Source organism: Roseibium sp. SCP14 (assembly GCF_040329475.1).
GTDB lineage: Bacteria > Pseudomonadota > Alphaproteobacteria > Rhizobiales > Stappiaceae > Roseibium.
This window is the reverse complement of record NZ_JBDZYH010000001.1, coordinates 447,501-469,594: the sequence shown is the minus strand read 5'-3', so window position 1 is coordinate 469,594 and position 22,094 is coordinate 447,501. Positions and strand designations below refer to the sequence as shown.

Annotated in this window: 20 protein-coding genes; 7 read left to right on the top strand and 13 right to left on the bottom strand. The window is 54.4% G+C overall.

What is annotated here, in order from left to right; translation table 11 throughout:
* Nucleotides 1-532: 532 nt before the first annotated feature.
* The 3 genes from ABLQ08_RS02185 (at nucleotide 533) to ABLQ08_RS02175 (ending at nucleotide 5,376) form a co-directional block, all read left to right on the top strand.
* Entirely contained in the window at nucleotides 533-1,693 is a 1,161-nt protein-coding gene (locus tag ABLQ08_RS02185) for a porin (protein WP_352938960.1), read from the top strand.
* 950 nt (nucleotides 1,694-2,643) lie between these two features.
* Nucleotides 2,644-3,768 carry a porin gene (locus ABLQ08_RS02180; protein WP_352938957.1) on the top strand — a complete coding sequence of 375 codons (1,125 nt, stop codon included), beginning with the start codon at nucleotides 2,644-2,646 and terminating at the stop codon, nucleotides 3,766-3,768.
* A gap of 450 nt (nucleotides 3,769-4,218) precedes the next feature.
* Nucleotides 4,219-5,376, top strand: coding sequence for a porin (locus ABLQ08_RS02175; protein ID WP_352938954.1), 1,158 nt, complete (start codon nucleotides 4,219-4,221; stop codon nucleotides 5,374-5,376).
* Between the two features lie 137 nt (nucleotides 5,377-5,513).
* On the opposite strand, the gene ABLQ08_RS02170 is transcribed toward ABLQ08_RS02175, so the two are convergent.
* Nucleotides 5,514-6,458, bottom strand: a complete 945-nt coding sequence (locus tag ABLQ08_RS02170; protein ID WP_352938952.1) for an alpha/beta fold hydrolase — start codon at nucleotides 6,456-6,458, stop codon at nucleotides 5,514-5,516.
* 274 nt (nucleotides 6,459-6,732) lie between these two features.
* On the opposite strand from ABLQ08_RS02170, the gene dapA reads away from it, so the two are divergent.
* Nucleotides 6,733-7,611, top strand: coding sequence for a 4-hydroxy-tetrahydrodipicolinate synthase (gene dapA / locus ABLQ08_RS02165; RefSeq protein ID WP_352938950.1), 879 nt, complete (start codon nucleotides 6,733-6,735; stop codon nucleotides 7,609-7,611).
* A 14-nt stretch (nucleotides 7,612-7,625) separates the two neighbouring features.
* Nucleotides 7,626-8,105: an SsrA-binding protein SmpB gene (gene smpB / locus ABLQ08_RS02160; protein WP_352938948.1), complete on the top strand. Its 480-nt coding sequence runs from the start codon at nucleotides 7,626-7,628 to the stop codon at nucleotides 8,103-8,105.
* A gap of 169 nt (nucleotides 8,106-8,274) precedes the next feature.
* Here the strand turns inward: smpB and ABLQ08_RS02155 are convergent, their stop codons facing one another.
* The 3 genes from ABLQ08_RS02155 to ABLQ08_RS02145 all read right to left on the bottom strand — a co-directional run bounded on the left by ABLQ08_RS02155 (nucleotide 8,275) and on the right by ABLQ08_RS02145 (nucleotide 10,392).
* A complete protein-coding gene (locus ABLQ08_RS02155) occupies nucleotides 8,275-8,733 on the bottom strand; it encodes an acyl-CoA thioesterase (protein ID WP_352938946.1) in 459 nt (152 codons plus the stop codon).
* Nucleotides 8,730-9,893 (bottom strand): iron-containing alcohol dehydrogenase, encoded by a 1,164-nt coding sequence (locus ABLQ08_RS02150; RefSeq protein ID WP_352938944.1) that lies wholly within the window; start codon nucleotides 9,891-9,893, stop codon nucleotides 8,730-8,732. The genes ABLQ08_RS02155 and ABLQ08_RS02150 overlap by 4 nt, the downstream gene beginning before the upstream one ends.
* Nucleotides 9,894-9,984: 91 nt before the next feature.
* Nucleotides 9,985-10,392: a DUF2000 family protein gene (locus ABLQ08_RS02145; protein WP_352938942.1), complete on the bottom strand. Its 408-nt coding sequence runs from the start codon at nucleotides 10,390-10,392 to the stop codon at nucleotides 9,985-9,987.
* On the opposite strand from ABLQ08_RS02145, the gene ABLQ08_RS02140 reads away from it, so the two are divergent.
* Nucleotides 10,391-11,311: an AraC family transcriptional regulator gene (locus ABLQ08_RS02140; RefSeq protein ID WP_352938941.1), complete on the top strand. Its 921-nt coding sequence runs from the start codon at nucleotides 10,391-10,393 to the stop codon at nucleotides 11,309-11,311. The genes ABLQ08_RS02145 and ABLQ08_RS02140 overlap by 2 nt on opposite strands.
* Here the strand turns inward: ABLQ08_RS02140 and parC are convergent.
* Nucleotides 11,308-13,560, bottom strand: a complete 2,253-nt coding sequence (parC, locus tag ABLQ08_RS02135; RefSeq protein ID WP_352938939.1) for a DNA topoisomerase IV subunit A — start codon at nucleotides 13,558-13,560, stop codon at nucleotides 11,308-11,310. The genes ABLQ08_RS02140 and parC overlap by 4 nt on opposite strands.
* 293 nt (nucleotides 13,561-13,853) lie before the next feature.
* Between parC and lepB (ABLQ08_RS02130) the strand changes: the two genes are divergently transcribed.
* A complete protein-coding gene (gene lepB / locus ABLQ08_RS02130) occupies nucleotides 13,854-14,555 on the top strand; it encodes a signal peptidase I (RefSeq protein WP_352938936.1) in 702 nt (233 codons plus the stop codon).
* 17 nt (nucleotides 14,556-14,572) lie between these two features.
* On the opposite strand, the gene recO is transcribed toward lepB (ABLQ08_RS02130), so the two are convergent.
* The 8 genes from recO to ABLQ08_RS02090 all read right to left on the bottom strand — a co-directional run bounded on the left by recO (nucleotide 14,573) and on the right by ABLQ08_RS02090 (nucleotide 22,014).
* A complete protein-coding gene (recO, locus tag ABLQ08_RS02125; protein ID WP_352938933.1) occupies nucleotides 14,573-15,328 on the bottom strand; it encodes a DNA repair protein RecO in 756 nt (251 codons plus the stop codon).
* Nucleotides 15,329-15,387: 59 nt separating this feature from the next.
* Nucleotides 15,388-16,287 (bottom strand): GTPase Era, encoded by a 900-nt coding sequence (era, locus tag ABLQ08_RS02120; RefSeq protein WP_352940500.1) that lies wholly within the window; start codon nucleotides 16,285-16,287, stop codon nucleotides 15,388-15,390.
* Nucleotides 16,288-16,395: 108 nt separating this feature from the next.
* Nucleotides 16,396-17,103 (bottom strand): ribonuclease III, encoded by a 708-nt coding sequence (rnc, locus tag ABLQ08_RS02115; RefSeq protein ID WP_352938931.1) that lies wholly within the window; start codon nucleotides 17,101-17,103, stop codon nucleotides 16,396-16,398.
* A gap of 42 nt (nucleotides 17,104-17,145) precedes the next feature.
* Nucleotides 17,146-17,898, bottom strand: coding sequence for a signal peptidase I (gene lepB, locus ABLQ08_RS02110; RefSeq protein ID WP_352938930.1), 753 nt, complete (start codon nucleotides 17,896-17,898; stop codon nucleotides 17,146-17,148).
* Nucleotides 17,899-18,015: 117 nt separating this feature from the next.
* Nucleotides 18,016-18,447, bottom strand: coding sequence for a holo-ACP synthase (gene acpS, locus ABLQ08_RS02105; protein ID WP_352938928.1), 432 nt, complete (start codon nucleotides 18,445-18,447; stop codon nucleotides 18,016-18,018).
* A 79-nt stretch (nucleotides 18,448-18,526) separates the two neighbouring features.
* Nucleotides 18,527-19,129 (bottom strand): DUF2062 domain-containing protein, encoded by a 603-nt coding sequence (locus tag ABLQ08_RS02100; protein WP_352938926.1) that lies wholly within the window; start codon nucleotides 19,127-19,129, stop codon nucleotides 18,527-18,529.
* Nucleotides 19,130-19,155: 26 nt separating this feature from the next.
* Entirely contained in the window at nucleotides 19,156-19,737 is a 582-nt protein-coding gene (gene pyrE, locus ABLQ08_RS02095; RefSeq protein WP_352938924.1) for an orotate phosphoribosyltransferase, read from the bottom strand.
* A 33-nt stretch (nucleotides 19,738-19,770) separates the two neighbouring features.
* Nucleotides 19,771-22,014 (bottom strand): RelA/SpoT family protein, encoded by a 2,244-nt coding sequence (locus ABLQ08_RS02090; RefSeq protein WP_352938923.1) that lies wholly within the window; start codon nucleotides 22,012-22,014, stop codon nucleotides 19,771-19,773.
* Between the last annotated feature and the right edge of the window lie 80 nt (nucleotides 22,015-22,094).

The window sequence follows — 22,094 nt, the reverse complement described above, 5'->3', positions numbered from 1 at the left end:
TCAATCTTGTCAATGGCGTCAGATTGGTCAGTTTCAGAAGAAGGTTTTCCGCACTGCAGAATATATGTTGTTTCATCTAATATTGGTCGGAAAAGTTGTGTATTTATTTGAGTAAACTCTAAAATTTTACCTGTGAGTCAAAAAATAGTTTTTGGGAAAAGTTGATATATTTTAGAAAAAGTGAAATCAACCTAAAAGAGCGCGAAATTTATTCATTTACGGTTGTGGCATGACGCAGCGTTTAGTTGAAATTTGACGCAAAACTAACGCTACGTAAGAAATAAAATTGAGATAAATCAAATTGTTGCAGGAATAACACACTGGTTTTGAACTGCACTTTCTGGTGGTGAAACGGGGTTGTGGTCACGAAGCGATTCTGATTTTTACAACCTGCGACTAGCGAGTGATCGCTGACGAAATGTTCTTCGAGAGGGCTCTTGGAACATCTCATTGACAATCGCGGGGACGGAGCCGCACGGGCATTTGGCACGTGTTTCAGGTTCCAACAGAAATTGACTTTTGGAGGTCAGATATGAAACTCAAGAGCTTGATGCTCGGCGCTGCAGCAGTTGCTACAGCCACCACCGCCCAGGCAGCCGACCTTCCGGTTGCTCCGGAGCCGGTCGACTACGTTCGTGTATGTGACGCTTACGGCGCACGCTTCTACTACATCCCGGGCACCGAAACCTGCCTGCGCGTAGGTGGTCGTGTTCGTACCCAGGTTGTTGTCAACAACGTTCTGGACGACGGCAACTGGGGCGACCGTGACTCCGATGGTTACTCCTGGCTGGCACGTGGTTACCTGTACCTCGACGCTCGCACGGCTACCGAATTCGGTACCCTGCGCTCCTACGTCTCCATGTACGGTTCTTCCACGAACGGCGACAACTCTTCCTTCAACCTCGACAACGCCTACATCCAGTGGGGCGGTTTGACCGCTGGTCGTCTTGGTTCGAACTTCGACATCTTCACCGGTCAGACCTTCATGGGTGTTGTCACTCGTAACTGGTCCGACACCACTCTGAACCAGATTGCTTACACCGCTGCATTCGGCAACGGCCTGTCCGCAACCATCGCTCTGGAAGATCGCTCTTCACGCGAATCTACCTCTGATGTTTATGGCGGCACTCGTGCTCCGGACCTCGTTGCAGCTCTCGGCATCTCCCAGGGGTGGGGTTCTGCTCAGATCTCCGGTGCTCTGCACCAAGTTTACCCGAATGTTGCTAACAACAATCCGACGGGTGGAGAAGATGAACTCGGTTGGGCAATCGGCGCTGGCGTTGAATTCAACCTGCCGTTCGCCAACTCCGGTTCCAACATCTTCTTCCAGGGCTTCTACGCCGATGGCGCGATGTCTTACATCGGTGCGTCCGGAGTTGAAATCAACGGAGTTGAGTTTAGCGTTTACGACTACAATTTGGCTTCCGGCAACCTGCAGTCTGGTTACTCCCTGTCCGCAGGTGCTTACATCCAGGCGACTTCCACCATCGGTCTAGCTCTCGACGGTTCCTATCTTAACGTAGATGCTGACGGTACTGATATTGATCGTTACGCAATCGACGGTTCTGTACAGTGGGAGCCGGTCTCCGGTTTCGTCATGGGTGCTGACATGGGCTATGCTAACACCGACGTTGAAGGCCTTGGTGACCTCGACGAACTTCTCTTCGGTGTTCGTCTGCAGCGCACTTTCTAATCATCTGATTAGAACCTGACTGTGAAACTCTGAACTCCAGTCAGTCATGCGGCCCGGCAGGCTCCAATCTGCCGGGCCGTCCCTTTGCCGGAGCGCCGGTTCCAATCCACTGCGACTTTGAAGACGCCGTAGGTATGGAATGGCTAAGCCAGGGCAAGGAAACGGTTTACTCTGATCAGATAGAGCGTGCAGCGAAAGTCTTTCGATGGCCGCGAGCTGCGAAGTCTTACTCTGATCCGGAACTTGCAACTATCTGCCTGTCGGCCAATTGAGTGCCCTGTGTCCTGTGAGCTTTGCTCTGATTGCGCTCAAAACGAATCTTTATGCCGGCAATTTGCAAGTTTCAGAGTTGTTGCGGCAGAATTCGCAATGACCGCGTGTAGTTCTCTCAAATTTTGCACATGGCCGATGAAATCAATTGTGCCCTAACGGAAGTTAATCGCTTTCGTTGTGCGAGTTGAAAAGTACTCGAATATTGCGATTGAAATTTTGAAAAATCGATAATTTTTGCGTGTATGCCCTAGTGTTTAATGCACTTCCAGAGGTTTACGGGTGCTGAAACGTAGCGTTTATTGCGGTGCATTGACTAAATGATGCTGTTCTTAAGTTATAATATGAGAGGTATCTAATCTATATTTCATTGAAAAATGTTTTTTGAGTATTGGAAATGTATATCTTCTCTGACCAAGGGTAAGTTTCATATTCTGCATTGCGGTGTGTTGTAGAAAAAACACACAAGACTTCAGTGGTGATCGTTTTGGTCGAATTATGCTTGCTGCTTTCTCGGGTGTTTGGTTTTTAAGTGGCGCGACGGCGAGTAATCGCCAGTAGAAATGATATCGGCAGTGCAACTTCTGAATCGTTTTTCTAGACAATCGCGGGGACGGAGCCGCACGGGCATTTGGCACGTGTTTCAGGTTCCAACAGAAATTGACTTTTGGAGGTCAGATATGAAACTCAAGAGCTTGATGCTCGGCGCTGCAGCAGTTGCTACAGCCACCACCGCCCAGGCAGCCGACCTTCCGGTTGCTCCGGAGCCGGTCGACTACGTTCGTGTATGTGACGCTTACGGCGCACGCTTCTACTACATCCCGGGCACCGAAACCTGCCTGCGCGTAGGTGGCCGTGTTCGTACCCAGGTTGTTGTCAACAACGTTCTGGACGACGGCAACTGGGGCGACCGCGATGCCGATGGTTACTCCTGGCTGGCTCGTGGTTACCTGTACCTCGACGCTCGTACAGCAACCGAATTTGGTACTCTGCGCGCTTACGTCTCCATGTACGGTTCTTCCACGAACGGCGACAACTCTTCCTTCAACCTTGACAACGCCTACATTCAGTGGGGCGGTTTGACCGCTGGTCGTCTTGGTTCGAACTTCGACATCTTCACCGGTCAGGCATTCATGGGTGTTGTCACTCGTGACTGGTCCGATTCAACTCTGAACCAGATTGCTTACACCGCTGCATTCGGCAACGGCCTGTCCGCAACCGTCGCTCTGGAAGATCGTTCTTCCCGTGAATCTGGCGCTTACGGCGGCACACGTGCTCCGGACGTCGTTGCAGCTCTCGGCATTTCTCAGGGTTGGGGATCCGCACAGCTGTCCGGTGCTCTGCATCAGGTATACCCGGATGTTGCAAACAACCGTGCAACTGCTGGTGAAGACAACCTCGGCTGGGCAGTCGGCGGTGGTGTCGTCTTCAACCTGCCGCTTGCGAACTCCGGTTCCAACATCTTCTTCCAGGGCTTCTATGCTGACGGCGCTCTGTCCTACATCGGTAACGCTGCTGGCGTTAGCGACTACGACGGAACTGGCGGTACCAACTCCGGTTACTCCCTGTCCGCTGGTGCCTACATCCAGGCGACTTCCACTGTCGGTCTGGCTCTCGATGGTTCTTATGCAAGCATCGACAACGCTGGCACTGACGTGAACCGTTATGCAATCGACGGTTCCGTACAGTGGGAGCCGGTCTCCGGCTTCGCAATCGGTGCTGACATGGGTTACTCCAACACCGACAACGGTTCCACCGACACTGACGAACTCCTCTTCGGTGTTCGTATGCAGCGCACTTTCTAATCATCTGATTAGAACCTGACTGTATTTATCTGAACTTCAGTCAGTCTTAACGGCCCGGCAGGCTCCAATCTGCCGGGCCGTCCCCGTTTCTGATTCTCGGAAACGAGATCGAATTGTGAGGGGAAGTTTCGCGTTCGTGCTTGTGAATAGCGCACTCAATTTGCCGAATTCGGCTTGAAAATCCTAACGAAATCTAAATTTCTGACCCGATTTTGTGACATTCGCGCAACACCGGATTTTGAAAACGGCCCTTACGGCAGTGGATGGGCGCATTCTGTGTTGAACCGGGAAATCGGATGCGTATGGTCATCTTGCGAGCGGCTTCGGGCCGCACTGGTTTGCATGCCTCGGACGTCCAACCTTCGATCGGAAGCAAACACAGAATTACTTCGCGGGGACAATGGTGCTTCTGTTTTAGTACCAATTGATATGACTGATTGGAGGTCAGATATGAAACTCAAGAGCTTGATGCTCGGCGCTGCAGCAGTTGCTACAGCCACCACCGCCCAGGCAGCCGACCTTCCGGTTGCTCCGGAGCCGGTCGACTACGTTCGTGTTTGTGACGCATATGGCGCACGCTTCTACTACATCCCGGGCACCGAAACCTGCCTGCGTGTAGGTGGTCGTGTTCGTACTCAGGTTGTCGTCAACAACGTTCTCGACAACAACACCAGCCCATGGCGTAACCGTGACGACGACGGATATGACTGGCTGGCACGTGGTTACCTGTACCTCGACGCTCGCACGGCTACCGAATTCGGTACCCTTCGCGCATATGTTGCGATGTACGGTTCTTCAACGAACGGTGACAACTCTTCCTTCAACCTCGACAACGCCTACATTCAGTGGGGCGGTTTGACCGCTGGTCGTCTTGGTTCGAACTTCGACATCTTCACCGGTCAGACCTTTATGGGTGTTGTCTCCCGTGACTGGTCCGATACCACTCTGAACCAGATTGCTTACACCGCTGCATTCGGCAACGGCCTGTCCGCAACCATCGCTCTGGAAGATCGTTCTTCCCGTGAAGTTGGTACTTACGGCGGCACACGTGCTCCGGACGTCGTTGCAGCTCTCGGCATTTCTCAGGGTTGGGGTTCCGCACAGCTGTCCGGTGCTCTGCACCAAGTCTATCCGGATGTTGCAAACAACAATCCGACTTCCGGCGAAGACAATCTAGGTTGGGCAATCGGCGGTGGTGCTGTCTTCAACTTGCCGTTTGCGAACTCCGGTTCCAACATTTTCTTCCAGGGCTTCTATGCTGACGGCGCTCTGTCCTACATCGGCGCAGGCAGCACAGAAGGAGGCATCTCTGTCTCCGATTACGGCCCAGGCACCGACGACACTTCTTCCGGTTACTCCCTGTCTGCTGGTGCATACTTCCAGGCAACGTCCACGATCGGTCTCGCACTTGACGGTTCCTACATGGACGTTGACCAGGGTGGTACAAACGTAGACTTCAACCGTTGGGCAATCGACGGTTCGGTACAGTGGGAACCGGTCTCCGGTTTTGTCATGGGTGCTGACGTTGGTTACGCTAACGTTTCCCCTGATGGTTTCGCAGACCGCGACGAACTTCTCTTCGGTGTTCGTATGCAGCGCACTTTCTAATCATTCCTCAACAGAGGCATGACGGAAAACCCGGCGGAAACGCCGGGTTTTTTTTTATGCAGAGAATTCAATGTCGTCAGACAGGCCGAAGAGGTTGTGACATTGGTTAGCTCACTGCCTCAGCCAGGCACCTCCGGCTAAAAGGTGGCAACTTCAATTTTCTTCAGGAATCTTGCAATGGCTTCGTGGGTTTCCGGTTCCCACAAAACCGGGGCGTGACCTTGCCCTGCAATGGTTTTCAGGCTTGCATTCGGGTGGGTGTTCACCATGCGCTGGCATGTTTCCGGGCTGAGCAAGTCTGATTGTTCGCCGTGAATTATCAGAACCGGCCGGTCTTCGACGCGATCATATAAGTGCCAAAGGTCGGGTAGGGGAGTGGCGTCATCAAGGCTCGCCAGCTGATGTGCCAATGCAGGGTCATAATCCATGACGAACATTCCCTCGCGCTCCGAGGCAAGTTGGCCAGCAAGTTTCATCCAATGATTATGCTTAAAGGCTGGAAACTGATGTCCGAGCGTTCGTTCAAGGTTAGCCGAGACATCTTCCAGGGACTTGTTGGACATGGACCGTCCGAGTGTCGCGGCAATCCGGTGGATTGCCCGCATCTCAATATGGGGTCCGACATCATTGAAAATGACTGCAGCCATACGTTCTGCAGAATATTTACTTGCCATGATCAAGGCATGCAGGCCTCCTCGTGAGGTCCCGAGAAGGGCAAAGCGTTCGAGATCAAGTTGCTCGATGGCCGTATCGATGTCTTTTTCCTCTATCGGAAGGGCATAGTTCCGCCAATCCGGATCCCAGTCGCTTTCTCCTCGCCCGCGATAATCAAGGGCGATGACTTTGTGTCCACGTGTTTGAAGATATCTCGCGATGTCATTGAAATCACGGGTATTTCTTGAGAGTCCCGGTAAGCAGAGTACAGGGATTGGTCTTGAGTTCCCTTCCGGGACTGCAACCTTCGGAGGCCAAATTCTGCCTGCGAGTGTCAGTCCGTCAGGGCTTTTCCAATTGAACTTGAAATCTTCAGGTAAATTACTGGCTTCAGAACCGGTCAGCGCTTCTTGCGGCGCAGGTGGCATCACTAGCTCCTTTTTGCTTCCATCCAAAAGACGTCTTTCCAAAGAATAGTTATGCCGGTTGCCTTCTTCCAGTCATAAAGCGGGCCGAGCAGAAGTCCTGTTGAGGCGAGTGTCGCCAAAAGAGCGCAATCGGCACAAGAAAAGTCACAAAGAAAGGGCTGAATGGCGTTGGAACCATTGCTCCTTTTCCGGCAGATGAGTATGTTGCGCCACCAGCAAAACCGCTAACGCTCCAACACTCAAACCCACAAGATTGATCCAAGAGGAAACCGAGATGTTCAAAGGCTCCATTCCAGCGCTGATTACACCGTTTAAGGACGGGGCGCTCGATGAGAAACGGTTTCAGGACTTTGTGGAATGGCAAATTGCAGAAGGTTCAAGCGGGTTGGTGCCGGTCGGCACCACCGGTGAGAGCCCGACACTGAGCCATGATGAGCACAAGCGTGTCATCGAGCTTTGCGTGGAAGCTGCTGCCGGCCGTGTTCCGGTAATTGCCGGAGCCGGCTCCAACAACACAGTAGAAGCAATTGACTTTGCCCAGCACGCGGAAAAGGCAGGCGCTGATGCGTTGCTTGTTGTCACTCCCTATTACAACAAGCCGAACCAGCCTGGATTGAAGGCCCACTTCAAGGCGGTCAACGACGCGGTCGGATTGCCGGTCTTCATCTACAATATTCCGGGCCGGTCGATTATCGACATGACGCCGGAAACCATGGCTGACCTGTTTCAGTCCTGCGAAAACATCAAGGGTGTAAAGGATGCAACGGCCGACATGGCGAAGGTGAGCCGTCAGCGTCATTTGTGCGGTCCGGACTTCATCCAGCTGTCAGGTGAAGACATTTCCGCGCTGGCATTCAACGCACATGGTGGTGTTGGGTGCATTTCCGTGACGGCAAACGTTGCGCCGCGCTTGTGTGCGGAATTCCAGGCTGCCACGCTTTCTGGAGATTTTGCGAAGGCATTGGAATATCAGGACCGTCTGGCACCGCTTCATCGCGCACTGTTCCTGGAACCTAGCCCGACCGGCGCCAAGTATGCCCTTTCGCTGCTTGGCAAGATCGAGGAAGAACTTCGTTTGCCGCTCGTCCCGATTTCAGAGGACACCCAGGCAGAAATCCGCGATGCCATGACCCATGCCGGGTTGCTCAACTAAGCCGAGAGAAGAAAATGGCACCGAAAAAAGGGGGCGTTCCGGGCCGGACGATCATTTCAGACAACCGGAAAGCCCGCTTCAATTTTGAGATTGAAGACACGCTGGAAGCAGGGATCGAGCTGAAAGGCACGGAAGTTAAATCCCTGCGAAATGGCAAGGCGAATATTGGCGAGTCCTACGCTGCTGAATATGGCGGGGAGATCTGGATCTACAATGTGTATATTCCGGAATATCTACAAGCCAACCGCTTCAATCATGAGCCTCGCCGGCCCAGGAAGCTTCTTCTGCACAAGCGCGAAATCGGCAAACTGGCCGGAGCGGTCCAGAAGGAGGGCAAGACAATTGTCCCGCTCAAGCTCTATTTCAATGAACAGGGCAGGGCCAAACTCGAGATTGCGTTGGCACGTGGTAAGAAGCTGCATGACAAGCGTGAAACTGAGAAGAAGCGCGACTGGCAGCGCGAAAAGTCGCGCCTGATGAAGAATTTAGGCTAGTTTTTGCTTTCCTATTGCCGATCAAGACTGCAGTTTGTGCGCTACCTGTTGAAAGGTTGCGTATAAGCTGTGAATTAGCTGTGTGTGAACTGCTTTGGAAATCAACTGGGAAACCAGTGGAGCACTTGTGGTTTTCCGCCGAGCACAATTAGCTGGGAAAGCAATTTTCCTAAGCCGTCAATCTATTCAAGACGAGCCGTTTGGTATCCGGAATTGGGATCGGTCGGCGAGATGTTCTATCCACGTAGACGTGTACAAAACGGCCATGCGCTGCAGTCTCGCTGCTTTCGCCGGCAAACAAACCGACGCGGAAGACAACAGAGCTCGTACCAAGTTTTTCTATTTTGAGGCCTGCGGAAACAATGGAGGGAAACTTCAACTCCGCAAAGTAATGGCATCCGGTTTCCACGACGAGAAAGATCTCGGAACTCTTCACCGGATCAAGAAGACCCTGTGCAACATACCAGCCATTCACCGCTGTATCGAAGAAACTCAGGTACTGGACGTTATTCACATGTCCGTAGATATCCACATCCATCCACCGGGTGGGGATATCCTGGAAGGCTTTAAAGTCGGTTCGCTGAAGCGGAATGGGCCGTTCGGACTGTGAAAAACTGGTTGAACTCATAGAGCGGCTCTGTAGATTTCATAAACGTCTTTCTCACTCAGATCTCGAGGATTGTTTATCAGAAGCCGTGTTTGCTTCATGGCGTCGCTTGCCAATTTGGGGAGATCTGCTTCGCTGATGCCAAGGTCCCTTAGACGTGTCTGAAGACCGAGTTTTTCAGACAACTCCGCCAGCCGCCGGGCAAACGTTTCCGCTCGCACTTGTGTGTCGGAAATACCGACGAGATCCGGGAACACCGCGGGAGCAATCTCGGCGTAAGTATCTGCAGCTACAGCGTTATTGAATTCAAGAACGTGCGGGAGAACCAGTGCATTGGACAGTCCATGGGGAACATGAAAAGAACCGCCGATGGGATAGGCAAGCGCGTGAACGGCTGCCACGGGCGAGTTGGCAAAAGCCATCCCTGCCAGCATTGAACCGAGCAACATCGCTCCCCGGGCTTCTTCGTTTCGCGGTGAAAAGACAGCGGTTTCGATGTTTGCTCCAAGCAGACGAAGAGCCTCGACAGCAAGCGTTCTGGAGACCGGATTGTTGTTTGCAGATTTTGATGCGTAAGCCTCGATAGCATGGACCATTGCGTCAATGCCCGTGGCTGCTGTGACGTGAGCTGGAAGACCAAGCGTCAGCAACGGATCGAGTATGGCAAGATCCGGCAACAGGAGCGGTGAAACAACACCTCGTTTTTCCTCTTCATCAACCGTGATGATGGAGATCGGTGTGACCTCGGAACCGGTGCCTGCGGTTGTCGGGATCAGGACAAGCGGCAACCTTGGGCCAAGAGCGTTGTTGATCCCCCAGGCGCCATCCAGATTTTCACCGCTGCACGCTACGAGTGCCACCAGCTTGGCCACGTCCAGCGACGATCCCCCGCCAATGCCTATGATGGAAGAAGCGTTGTGGGCGACTGCCTGCTGGATAGCGCGGTCCACCAACTCTCGTGGCGGATCTGCGACAACGTCGGAATACCGTCCGATCGAGTACCCCGCATCGCTGAGCGCTTTCTCGCATGGTTGTTGAAGTCCGAGGGAGACAATTCCTGGATCTGTTACCAAGAATGGACGGGGCCCAAGGCAGAACGCGGCATGGTCATCTATCTTTGACGCAGAGCCTGCCTCAAAGACAATGCGTTGGCTTGTATTGAAAGAAAACGCCCCGATCATTTGGCTCCCCATCCTGTTCAAAGTCCCACAGTGCACACTTGCAAGCGTTCCGTCGAGGGGAGAACCAGACCATTTTTGAAAGAGTTATCCGTTACGGGTGCATTCGTGCGCCCTTGGTGATTTTGTCGGCGACTTTCTTGTCGGCATGCAAGGCCAGGCCAACGACATTCGCCTCTACAGGGGCGAACCTGCCGAATACCTCTCGGTTTGCATGGTCGTGGCCGGTTTCGAACATTTCCTCGATATAGAGACTTGTCTGCACGTCTCTTTCGAGCGACCTGGTATGGATTTTCCGAAGCGTTTGCGCATTGCAGCCAAGTACGATGATCGGTTGCACGCTCATGGAATGATAGACATTGTTGTCTGCGTCGCGATAATTGTCGCCGATGATTTCGGGCTTTGCTGCGGCAACACCGGTTGCCAGAAATGCAGTGACATTCAACTTTTGCCACACTGCAAGGTCCTCGCGCACAACGATAACGAACTTGGTTTCGAACATGACCGGAAACTCCATTCAGGGAATTCAAGAAACGAAAGTCAGAAAGACACTAGATCTCTCGGGTGACCCCGGTCTTGAACGTTTGTGCGGGGCAAATCACGATGCCATTCGAGTGGCGCCGGCAGAAGATGGAATCGAGCGGATTGAAGCCAGGTTCCAAGGCAACGGATTTGATCTTCACAGGCATGACACCTATGCGATCGGACTAACCATCAGCGGCGTACAAGCTTTCAACTATCGCGGCGAAGCGCGTGCATCGATGCCCGGGCAGTTGATCGTGATTCACCCCGACGAGCTTCATGACGGTGGAGCAGGAACCGAAGTCGGTCTGAAATATCGAATGATCTACATACCGCCGGAATACGTCGCACAAGCGCTTCTTCAATCGAATGGCCAGTGCCTGCCTTTTGTCGATGCGCCCGTGTTGTCTGATCCACGCTTCCGGGTAAGCCTGTCAGAGGCGCTTGAAGATATCGATCAACCCATCGGAGAATTGAAGCGTTGCAGTCTCCTGGCCGAACTTGCAACCTGTCTGAGCCGACATTCAGGGGATCGAATGTCGAGGGGCACAGCCTTGAACTGGCCGGTGCTTAAGCTTTGCAGTGACTATCTCAGAGAATGCAGCGACGAACAGATTAAGATAAGCGAGCTTGAAGGTTTGGCCGATTTGGATCGCTTCACACTGTCACGGCAGTTCAAGAAGGCCTTTGGAACCAGTCCGCATCGTTACCTTATCATGCGCAGGCTTGAAGGTGTGAAGCGTCTTCTGGCGAAGGGAACGTCGCTTGTTGATGCGGCCGCTGAAAGCGGATTTGCAGATCAAAGCCACATGCACAGGCATTTCAAGCGGGCGTTCGGCATGACGCCCGGTCACTGGCAGCGTCTGAGCGCTGCCAGGACAGAGCGAGTCCCGAACTAAAGCTTGTTTGTGCCGAACTTGTTCGAGCGCGGGAAACCGGTCGGCGGCAGACGTCCGGCCTGTCCGCGTTCACCGCGCCAATCAGCGAGTTCTTCCAGGGAGCGGGTGAAACTGCGGCCGGAACTATTGGTCCAGGTCAGGCCTTCGTCTCCCTTGAAGACGCGAATGTCGGAAATGTTGCCATCTCGGTAACGTTGCAGACGAACACCGCGTCCGCGTCCCATTTGCGGGATTTGAACGAGCGGGAAGACAAGCAGTTTCCGGTTTTCGCCGATAATGGCGACATGGTCACCGGTGGCTTCAACACAGATCGTTGCCTCTGCCGGGGTGGTCAGGTTGAGAACCTGTTTGCCCTTGCGCGTGTTGGCAATGACATCGTCCTCGTTGACAACAAATCCACGGGCCTCATTGCTTGAAAGAAGCAGAGAGCGACCGGGCTTGTAAACGAAGGCGTTGACCACGTCCTGTGCTTCGTCCATTTCCACCATGAGGCGGATCGGCTCTCCGTGACCGCGTCCGCCGGGGAGGCGGTCCGCGCCAAGGGTGAAGAATTTGCCGCCCGTGGAGAAGATGAGGATCTTGTCTGTCGTTTCGGCATGGAACGACAGTTTGAGTTGGTCCCCCTGCTTGAAGGACAGGTTCGTGAGATCCGACTGGTGTCCCTTTAGAGCCCTGATCCAGCCCTTTTCAGAGATAATGACGGTGATCGGCTCTTTCTCGATCATCGCCTGCTGGATATCAACCAGATCGGCTTCCGGAGCTTCAGACTTGTCCGTGCGCCTCTTGCCGATTTCCGTCTCAGGCCCGTAGACCTTTGCGATCTCACCGATTTCCTTGGAAATCTTGGTCCACTGACGAGCGTCGGAGCCGAGCAGTTTTGTCAGATCGTCTTTTTCTTCTGTGAGCTTCGTGTGTTCCTTGCGGATTTCAAACTCTTCAAGCTTGCGCAAAGACCGCAAGCGCATGTTGAGAATGGCTTCCGCCTGAACGTCCGTCAGCTCGAATGTCCGGATCAGTTCGGCCTTGGCATCATCTTCTTCGCGAATGATGCGGATCACTTCATCGAGGTTCAGGTAGGCAACCAGGTAGCCTTCCAGAACTTCGAGCCGGTGATTGATCTGACCCAGCCGGTACTCGGATCTGCGGATCAGGACTTCCTTCCGATGATCCAGCCATTCGCGCAGGACCTGCTTCACGCCCATGACCATGGGCACCTTGCCCATGGAAAGCACGTTCATGTTCAAGGAGAACCGGTTTTCCAGGTCCGTCAGCTTGAACAGGGACTCCATCAAAAGTTTGGCGTCCACGTTGCGTGAACGAGGCACGAGAACGATGCGGATGTCTTCCGCAGACTCATCGCGAACATCGTCGAGCAGAGGCAGTTTACGGGCGGTCAGCAGTTCGGCAATTTTTTCGATCAGGCGCGATTTTTGCACCTGATAGGGGATCTCGGTGACGACAATGGCCCATTGCCCACGCCCCAGGTCCTCAACCTCCCAGCGTGCACGAACGCGAAAACTTCCGCGCCCGGTCGCATAGGCTTCGCGAATGGAGCCCTGATCGGAAACCAGCAGACCACCGGTTGGGAAATCCGGTCCCTTGATGAACTCCAGAAGTTCGTCGACTTCGGCCTTCGGGTTCTTGATCAGATGCTGGCAGGCGAGGCAGAGCTCGTGGGCATTATGCGGTGGAATGGACGTTGCCATGCCAACAGCAATACCGGAAGAACCATTGCCGAGAAGGTTGGGAAAGCCGCCGGGAAGAACAATCGGTTCCTTGTCTTCACCGTCATAAGTTTCGCGAAAATCGACGGCGTTCTCGTCAAGACCGTCCAGCAGACGCTTGGCCGTGTCGGTCATGCGCGCTTCAGTGTAACGCATGGCCGCCGCGTTATCTCCGTCGACGTTGCCGAAGTTGCCCTGACCGTCGATCAGCGGATAGCGCTGCGCAAAGTCCTGAGCGAGGCGGACAAGAGCGTCGTAAACCGCCTGATCACCATGCGGGTGATACTTACCGATTACGTCACCGACCACACGAGCGCATTTCTTGAAGCCCGCACCCGGATCAAGTTTCAACAGGCGCATCGCATAAAGAAGCCGCCTGTGAACGGGTTTCAGGCCATCGCGAACATCGGGCAGGGCCCGGTGCATGATGGTTGACAAGGCGTAAGCCAGATAACGCTCTTCAAGAGCATCCTTGAGGTTGATACCCTCAATGCCGCTTGGCGGCGGTGTCACTTCTTTTCCCATAAGTGCTTGCTAGCCGGTTCCGGAATTCAGTGCAATTCGCTTCTGCTGAGTTGGGGCAAAAATGGCGGATTTTCAACGGATTTCGATGCTGTTTCGTCATCGCTGGCTGAGAACATGGAAAGACTTGTTCAGCCGTGTCTCAAGCAACGAAAACAAGGCACGGTCAGAACAGGCGGAAAACACAGTCGCAGCTACGCGTATGGCGGGCAAAAAACATGGCTTCTATTGTCAGGGTGCCCGTAACGTGCCAATCGAATACCACTTGGATCTGATGCGGGAATAAGAATTCCAAAATGAAGTTGTTTTCCATTGGGCTACCCTTCTTGTTGCTTTTGGTGACGTCGACCTTTGATACAGGCCACGACTACCTGGACACCTATGCAAGCAGGCTGAAAGCCTACAGTGTTCCTTCAGGAAGCATGAAGCCGACACTGATGATCGAAGACCGCTTTTATGCGCATGAAGCCATTGCGGATCCACTTGCCGGTTTGGTCGACTACTTCTATCCGGATCAAAAGCGACTGCTTCGCATTGAGCGCGGCGATGTCCTGGTTTTTAAGCTTCCGAGCGACAATTCGGTCGACTATGTAAAACGAGTTGTCGGGCTGCCTGGGGACACAATCCAGATGTTTGATGGTGTCTTGCACATCAATGGAGAGCCGACGGAGCGAGAACGCATTGATGACTTTATTGAGCAAGGCTCCTCAACCGGTGCTCGTCGCATTCCCCGTTTTCGGGAGACGTTGCCCAATGGTGTTTCTTACGAAACGTTGGACCTGACATCTCGCGGTTCGCTGGACAACACGCGCGAATACAGTGTGCCGCAGGGGCACTATTTTGTTCTGGGAGATAATCGCGACAATTCCATCGATAGCCGGGTCCTGTCGCGCATCGGGTTTGTTCCTTTGGCAAACATTACGGGTATCGCCACGAAAATTTTCTATTCCGGGGAAACTGGAAGCCTCACCTGGCGAACGTTGAAGCCAGATAGCTAAGCGTTGAACATTCGCGTTCAGAAATTCCAGGGAAACTCGTCGCGATATCGTTTTTCCAGCGCGTTGAGCAGTTGCTCTCGGGTTCCGCTGTCCTTGCCGCCGTGCTCCTGAAGATGACGGCCTAGAAAAAAACTCGTCAGTTCAAAACCCTGCGTGATGTCGAGCCAAGTCAGCTCACTACCCGCCTGCCGCTGGCCTTCAAGCAGGAAGGAGGGGAGAGGCAGCAGTTTGTCGTGATAGGGAAGTCCGGCTTCGCGGCTGACTGCCCGGGCGGACCTCGGTGATACATAGGCCAGCTCATCCTTTGCCCCGGTCGCCGCGCAGGACGTCAGGTCAAGTCCTGTCCCAAGGTCTTGAAGCAATTCAAGTTCGAACCGGATCAAGAGCGCACCAGCAGCATCGGCCTCTTCCAGATGATTGAGCAAGACCGACAGCGCATTGAAGAGGCGTGGATAAGGGTGGCGCTCAGGCAGGAGCCTTAGAAGAAAGGCCAGGTGCTGCAGGCTTGTCAGGCCTATGGCGCTGGTCATCAGATCACCGGCGCGCAGTGTCTGCGGCTCGATCTGAAACTGCCCCAGGTGATCGGACAGTCTCGCTTTCCACCTCAGATCCAGCTCATTGCCGGGTTGAAGGACCGGACGATGGCGCTTGGAGCGACCTCCGCGCACAAGACCGAGATGCCGGCCATGATCGAGCGTCATGGTCTCCAGAATGACATCGTTTTCGCCGTGCTTGCGTGTGGTCAGGACCACACCACGTCCGCTCCATTCCAACTGCTGTTTCCTGCGTTAGTTCTAGCAGGCATATTGGCGGATTCTGTTCGAAAGGCCAATTACTTCGGGAATTCCAGTCCCATCTCACGATAGCGTTCCGGGTCATCTGCCCAATTTTCGCGAACCTTCACGAACAGGAACAGGTGGACAGGTGCCTCAATGATCTCGGAAAGTTCTTCTCGCGCAGCTTTGGAGATTGCCTTGATGGTTTGTCCGCGTTTGCCCAGAACAATGCTCTTCTGACTGTCCCGTTCAACGTAGATCGTCTGTTCGATGCGCGCAGAGCCGTCCTTCTTGGTTTCCCACTGCTCCGTCTCGACGGTTGAAATGTAGGGGAGCTCCTGATGCAGACGCTCAAACAGTTTTTCGCGGGTAATTTCTGCTGCAAGTATGCGCAAGGGAAGATCTGAAGGTTGATCATCCGGATAGAGCCACGGGCCTTCGGGAACCTTGGATGCAAAGTGATCGAGAATGGCCTGTGTCCCGTCCCCGGTCAGCGCCGAGATCATGAATGTCTCTTCGAATTCCAGATATTCGTTGGCCTTTTTGGCAAGCTCCAGAAGCTTTTCCCGCTTTGCAACGTCGGTCTTGTTCAGGATCAGGACCTTTGGAGCTGACTGGCTGGAAAGACGCTTGAGGATATTCTCGACTTCATCGTCAATGCCTTTGCGGGCATCGATCAATAGTGCGATCAAGTCCGCATCACGAGCGCCGCCCCAGGCGGTATCGACCATGGCGCGGTCCAGGCGGCGCTTTGGTTTGAAGATACCAGGCGTATCAATGAAGACCAGCTGCGCCGGCCCATGCATGGCCACCCCGCGAATGATCGAGCGTGTCGTCTGAACCTTGTGGGTCACAATGGAGACCTTGGCGCCCACCAGCTGATTTATCAGCGTCGACTTTCCGGCATTTGGAGCTCCGATCAGCGCGATGAAGCCCGCCTTGGTGTCCTTGGGCATTTCTGCGAGTGGCTCGGGCAGAGGAATATCAAATCGGCCGGTCGGTGCCACAAAGCCTTCGTCTTCTTCCATCGGGCCGTCTGTGTCGTTTTCGTCGCTCAAGTTTTCTTATTCCTTCCAGACGCCTTCCCGGCGCAGCACCGCTTCGGCGGCGTTTTGTTCGGCTATTCTCTTGGAGCCACCTTTGCCTTCTCCGGGTGTCAGGCCCTGAACAATGACCGATACGGTAAAATTCGGGGCATGGTCCGGCCCGTCGCGACCTGTCACCTCATAGCGGGGCGTCGGCAGACTTTTCGATTGCGCCCACTCCTGCAGCGTGGTCTTGGCGTCTCTCAAGGGACCGGTCCACGATAGCATACGTGGTTCCCAAAGGCGCTTGATAAAGGCTTGTGCGGCTTCAAAGCCGCCATCAAGGTAGATCGCAGCGATCAGGGCTTCACAGATATCGGCAAGCAGGGCTGTCTTCTTGCGGCCACCTGTTTGCGCTTCGGCCAGGCCGATACGCATTGCGTCTCCGACGCCGAGTTCCTGGGCGATTTCGGCGCAAGTTTCCCGCTTGACCATGTGGTTGAACCGGCGCGCGAGTTCCCCCTCATCGGCTTTCGGAAAGTGTGTGTGGAGCATCGAGGCGATCGCCAGTCCGAGGACGCGGTCTCCAAGAAACTCCAGTCGCTGATAGCTGCCTGCGACAGTCTCGGAAGGAGCCAGGGCGCTTGCATGGGTCAGCGCAACCCGTAACAGCTCCAGATCCTTGAAGTCATATTGAAGGGCCGATTTCAGAGCTGAGATGGGGCTTTGTTTTTGCTTGTTGGTCATACAGCCAGCTTTGGTCTCGCGCATAAATTGCGGGACCGCACCCTAAAGAGTGCGGCCAATTCTGTTCCAGCGGACGCTCCACGGCCAGGTCCATATCTGGTAGGCCGGAGTTCCGTCCTTGATGGAGAAGAAGAGGATTTCGGCGCGGCCCATGAAGTTTTCGAACGGTACATAGCCGACACGGCTGAGCACACGACTGTCGATCGAGTTGTCCCTGTTGTCGCCCATCATGAAATAATGGCCCTCAGGCACCTTGTATTCGCGGGTGTTGTCCAGTTGACCATTCGGCGTCAGGTCCAGCGTGTCGTAGGAAACACCATTGGGCAAGGTCTCGCGATAACGAGGCACACGACGAACGACACCGGAAGGCGATTGCTCGATATAGTCATCGATGCGTTCACGCTTTACCGGTTCACCGTTGATGTGAACAACGCCGTCGATTACCTGAATCGTGTCACCCGGCAATCCGATGACGCGCTTGATGTAGTCGATGGATGTATCCGTCGGAAGCTTGAAGACGGCAACGTCGCCACGCGTGGGCTCGGTTCCCCAGATTCTGCCCGAAAACGGCATCAAACCAAGAGGGAAGGAATATCGGGAATAGCCGTAGCTGTATTTGGAGACGAACAGGTAGTCGCCGATCAACAATGTATCCTTCATTGATCCGGACGGAATATTAAAGGGCTGAAACAGAAAGGTCCGCACCACAAGGGCGAGCAGAAGCGCCTGGACAACGACCTTCACGGTTTCATAAAAACCGCTGTCCTTTTCCTTTTTGTTTTCTGTCACGCTCATTTTATCCCTTAAAACATGTTGTCCGGAAAATCGGAGGGCAAAGCCGCTTGTCAGCGGGACTTTTAGCCGTTCGGGCCAATGGAAGCAATGCAGGTCGCGCCGGACACTCGCTTGCGATCAGTCAGAAGCTGTTGATGAGGGCAAAGGCCAGTCCATCGGCCAGGCGGAAATGACTACAAATGCCTGTGCCAACGGGAAGTCGTCGGTGATCGTGAGATCGATCGCCGTTCTGAAACCATCGGGTGTCATCGCATCGAGCCGTTCTGCGGCGCCACCGGTCAGGGCAATCGTCGGTTTACCGGAAGGCAGGTTCACGACACCCATTTCCCGCCAGGCGACCCCCATGCGAATTCCGCTGCCGAGTGCCTTCGAACAGGCTTCCTTGGCTGCAAACCGTTTCGCATAGGATGCCGCTCTTTCTGCACGCTTGTCCGACTTTGTTCGTTCGACTTCGGTAAACACCCGATTTGTAAAACGCTCGCCGAACCGGTCGAGCGTCTTCTCGATCCGGCGGATGTCGATCAGATCGCTGCCAATGCCGAGGATCATGGTTCTGCTTTCATGTTCTGGCGCCCGTTTTTCGGGGCTGAGACTTCACCGTTCCAGATGGACCGGTCGGTTCCCGTTTTCAAGCGTTGCTGTCTTCTTCAGCGGTTGACCTGGAAGACTGGAATATGCGCTCGTTCCTTGTGGCGATTGTCTGCCGTCTTCGGCGTTGATAGACCTCTACACTTTTATAAACGATCACGTAGGACACTGTACCAACCACAAGGCCCAGAGGAACTGCTCCGATGAACATTGGTTTGAGCATGGGCCAGAGCGAATCCAGCGATTTCTCGAACAATCCCTGCTGGAATTGCTGATGGACTTGATGCGGATCGGTTTTAGGTGCGCGACCGTGCAGAATCCATTGACCGATCTTGAAGGTGAACGCCCAGATGAAGGGAAACGTCAGCGGATTTCCAATCGAAGTCCCCAACGCGGAAGCGATGAGATTTCCCCGGACAATGTAGGCAACCGCGAAGGCGGTGAGAAAGTGGAAGCCGACCAACGGCGTGCAGGACGCAAACGCACCGGCAGCAAATCCAATTGCGATTGCATGAGGTGTTGCGGTCAACCGCAGAACACGTTTGCCGAAATACCGCGTTGACCGGGACCAGCTGTTTCGCGGCCAAACGGCAACGCGGAAGCGTTCGATGCGCGATGGCCTATTTCTTCGGCGAAACAGCATTGGGCAGGTACTTGCTCCGTTCTCGTTCAGCTCAATCCGCGGCTGCCCGGCTTGACGGCCGGCAGAGCTGCCAGTTCAGGCGGCAGGTCATCAGGTGCATACGCGGGCACTTTGTAATCCGCCAGAGCGATGACCGGAACCGAAGCATCGGCTTCCCCCCCGGAACGATCGATCAGGCAGGCAACAGCGAGCACTTCAGCACCAAGAGCTTTCAACGAGGTTACTGTTTCGCGGCTTGAGAGACCGGTTGTGACGATATCTTCAACAACGATTACCCTGGCACCTTCAGGCAACTCGAAACGGCGCAGACGGAACTCGCCATCCTCTCGTTCAACCCACATGGCAGGAACTTCAAGGTGCCGAGCTGTTTCATAGCCTGGAATCAGACCGCCGAGGGCCGGAGAAATGATATAGTCGATCCGCCCCAGGCCCGCAGCCCTGATCTTGTCGGCCAGGGCCTTGCAGAGTTTTTCCGTCTTGTCCGGGTACATGAACACGCGGGCTTTTTGCAAAAAGACCGGGCTGCGCAGGCCTGAGGTCAGAATGAAGTGACCTTCCAGGATTGCGCCGGCTTCGCGGAACAAGGCCAATACTTCATCACGGTTCATGGAACTGGTTCCCTTTTGATTTGCGGTGCGTTCTTAGCCATTCACTCGGCTGACGCTGGAAACATTCGGTTTCGAACGTAATTGGTTGATTATCCGGTTCAGGTGTTTCAGATCCCACACTTCCAGGTCAATTGTCATTTGGTGGAAGTCGGGGGCTCTTGTCACCATTTTCACATTGTCAATGTTTCCGCTGTTTTCGCCTATAACTTGTGCAATCGTGGCGAGTGAGCCGGGTTCGTTGGCAGCGGAAATGTCAAGCCGCGCGGGGAAACGTTCCGGGTTGTTGACGTCAATATCCCAGCGTACGTCTACCCATCGCTCCGTCTGATCATCGAACTCTTTCAAAGCCGGTGATTGTATCGGATAGATGGTCAGTCCTTCTGACGGGATCAAGATGCCAACAATACGATCCCCCGGAACAGCGCCGCCATCGGGTGCAAACGTAACCGGAATATCGCCGGAAAGACCGCGGATGGGGAGCGCGGGGCCTTCTTCGCTGCCGTCCGCATCATCCGCGTGCTTGTCGTCGTCGAGTTCGCCAGGCGGAATTCGGAATTTCAAACCATGCCCTTGTTTCAAGCCGAACCAGCCTTCTTCCACTGGAGGGCCAGATATGGCAACGCGCTCATCCTGATAGTCAGGGTGCGCGGACTTGAGCACCACCTGCGCGCTCAAATCACCGCGGCCGACTGCGGCCAGAAGGTCAGCGACCGTTGACTGGTGATGTTCTTCCAGAACGGCTTCCAGCAGGTCTTCCGAATACGCCTTGTCTGCACGTGCGAATGCGCGCTTCAGGATGTGCTCGCCAAGAGCACCATATTGCTTGCGAACCGATTCACGTGTTGCCCGGCGAATGGCAGCCCGAGCCTTGCCCGTCACGGCGATCGCTTCCCAGGCGGGCGGTGGCGTTTGCGCAGGAGAACGAATGATCTCCACTTCGTCACCATTGTGAAGCTCGGTGACGAGTGGCATGATCTTGCCGTTGATCTTGCAGCCCACACAGGTATTGCCGATGCCGGTGTGAACCGCATAAGCGAAATCGATCGGTGTTGCGCCGCGGGGCAGGGCTATGAGGCGGCCCTTCGGCGAAAAGCAGAAAACCTGGTCGTGGAACAGCTCCAGCTTCGTATTTTCCAGGAATTCTTCCGGAGTGTCCCCTTGGGCAAGGAGTTCGGTTGTCCGGCGAAGCCATTCGAATGCGCGGCAGTCGTCGGTGTGGCGGGCAATATTTCGTCCACCAAATTCACCGTCCTTGTAGAGCGCATGCGCCGCAATGCCATATTCAGCAACCCGATCCATGGAGATGGTCCGGATCTGCAATTCCACCCTTTGCCTGGACGGTCCGACAATTGTCGTATGGATCGACTTGTAGTCGTTCTGCTTCGGCGTCGAGATGTAGTCCTTGAAGCGTCCCGGTACAGTCGGCCAGGTCGTATGGATCACGCCAAGAACCCGATAGCACGCTTCTTCCGTGCCGACGGTGACACGGAAACCGTAGATGTCCGACAGCTGTTCGAAACCGATCGCCTTGCGCTGCATCTTGCGGAAAATCGAATAGGGTCTCTTTTCGCGCCCCTTGACCAGAGCCGCCATGCCCCGTTCACTCAAACGCTCGGTCAGCGTGGATTCAATATCGGCAATCAGGTCCCGGTTCTTTTCGCGAAGGTCCGCAAGCCTGTCGGTGATTGTTTCATAGGCTTCCGGGTTGAGAACATGGAAGGAGATGTCCTCCAGTTCTTCACGCATGTCATGCATCCCCATGCGGCCGGCAAGCGGCGCATAGATTTCCATGGTTTCTTCTGCAATGCGACCGCGCTTGTGCACTGGCATATGATGCAGCGTGCGCATGTTGTGAAGACGGTCCGCCAGTTTCACCAGCAGGACACGAACGTCATCGGCGATCGCGAGAAGAAGCTTGCGGAAGTTTTCAGCCTGCTTGGCCTTGCGCGATACCAGGTCGAGACGCTTGATCTTGGTCAGGCCCTCGACGAGCTTGCCGATCTCCTCTCCAAAGAGAGAGTCGATTTCTGCACGGGTCGCATCCGTGTCCTCGATGGTGTCGTGGAGCAGGGCAACCGCAATGGTCGCATCATCCAGGCGCAGATCCGTCAGGATCGCCGCAACTTCGAGTGGATGGGAGAAATACGGGTCGCCGGATGCACGCATCTGAGAGCCATGCTTTTGCATGGCATAGACATAAGCCTTGTTGAGCAAGGCCTCGTCAGCTTCCGGATTGTAGCGTGTGACTCGTTCAACGAGTTCGTATTGACGCATCATGGCCGCAACCGACCCTGGCAACCGGCTGAGACATCAGCAGGACAAAGAAAAATCGCCTGAAGCGCTGGATCCTTGGAGCC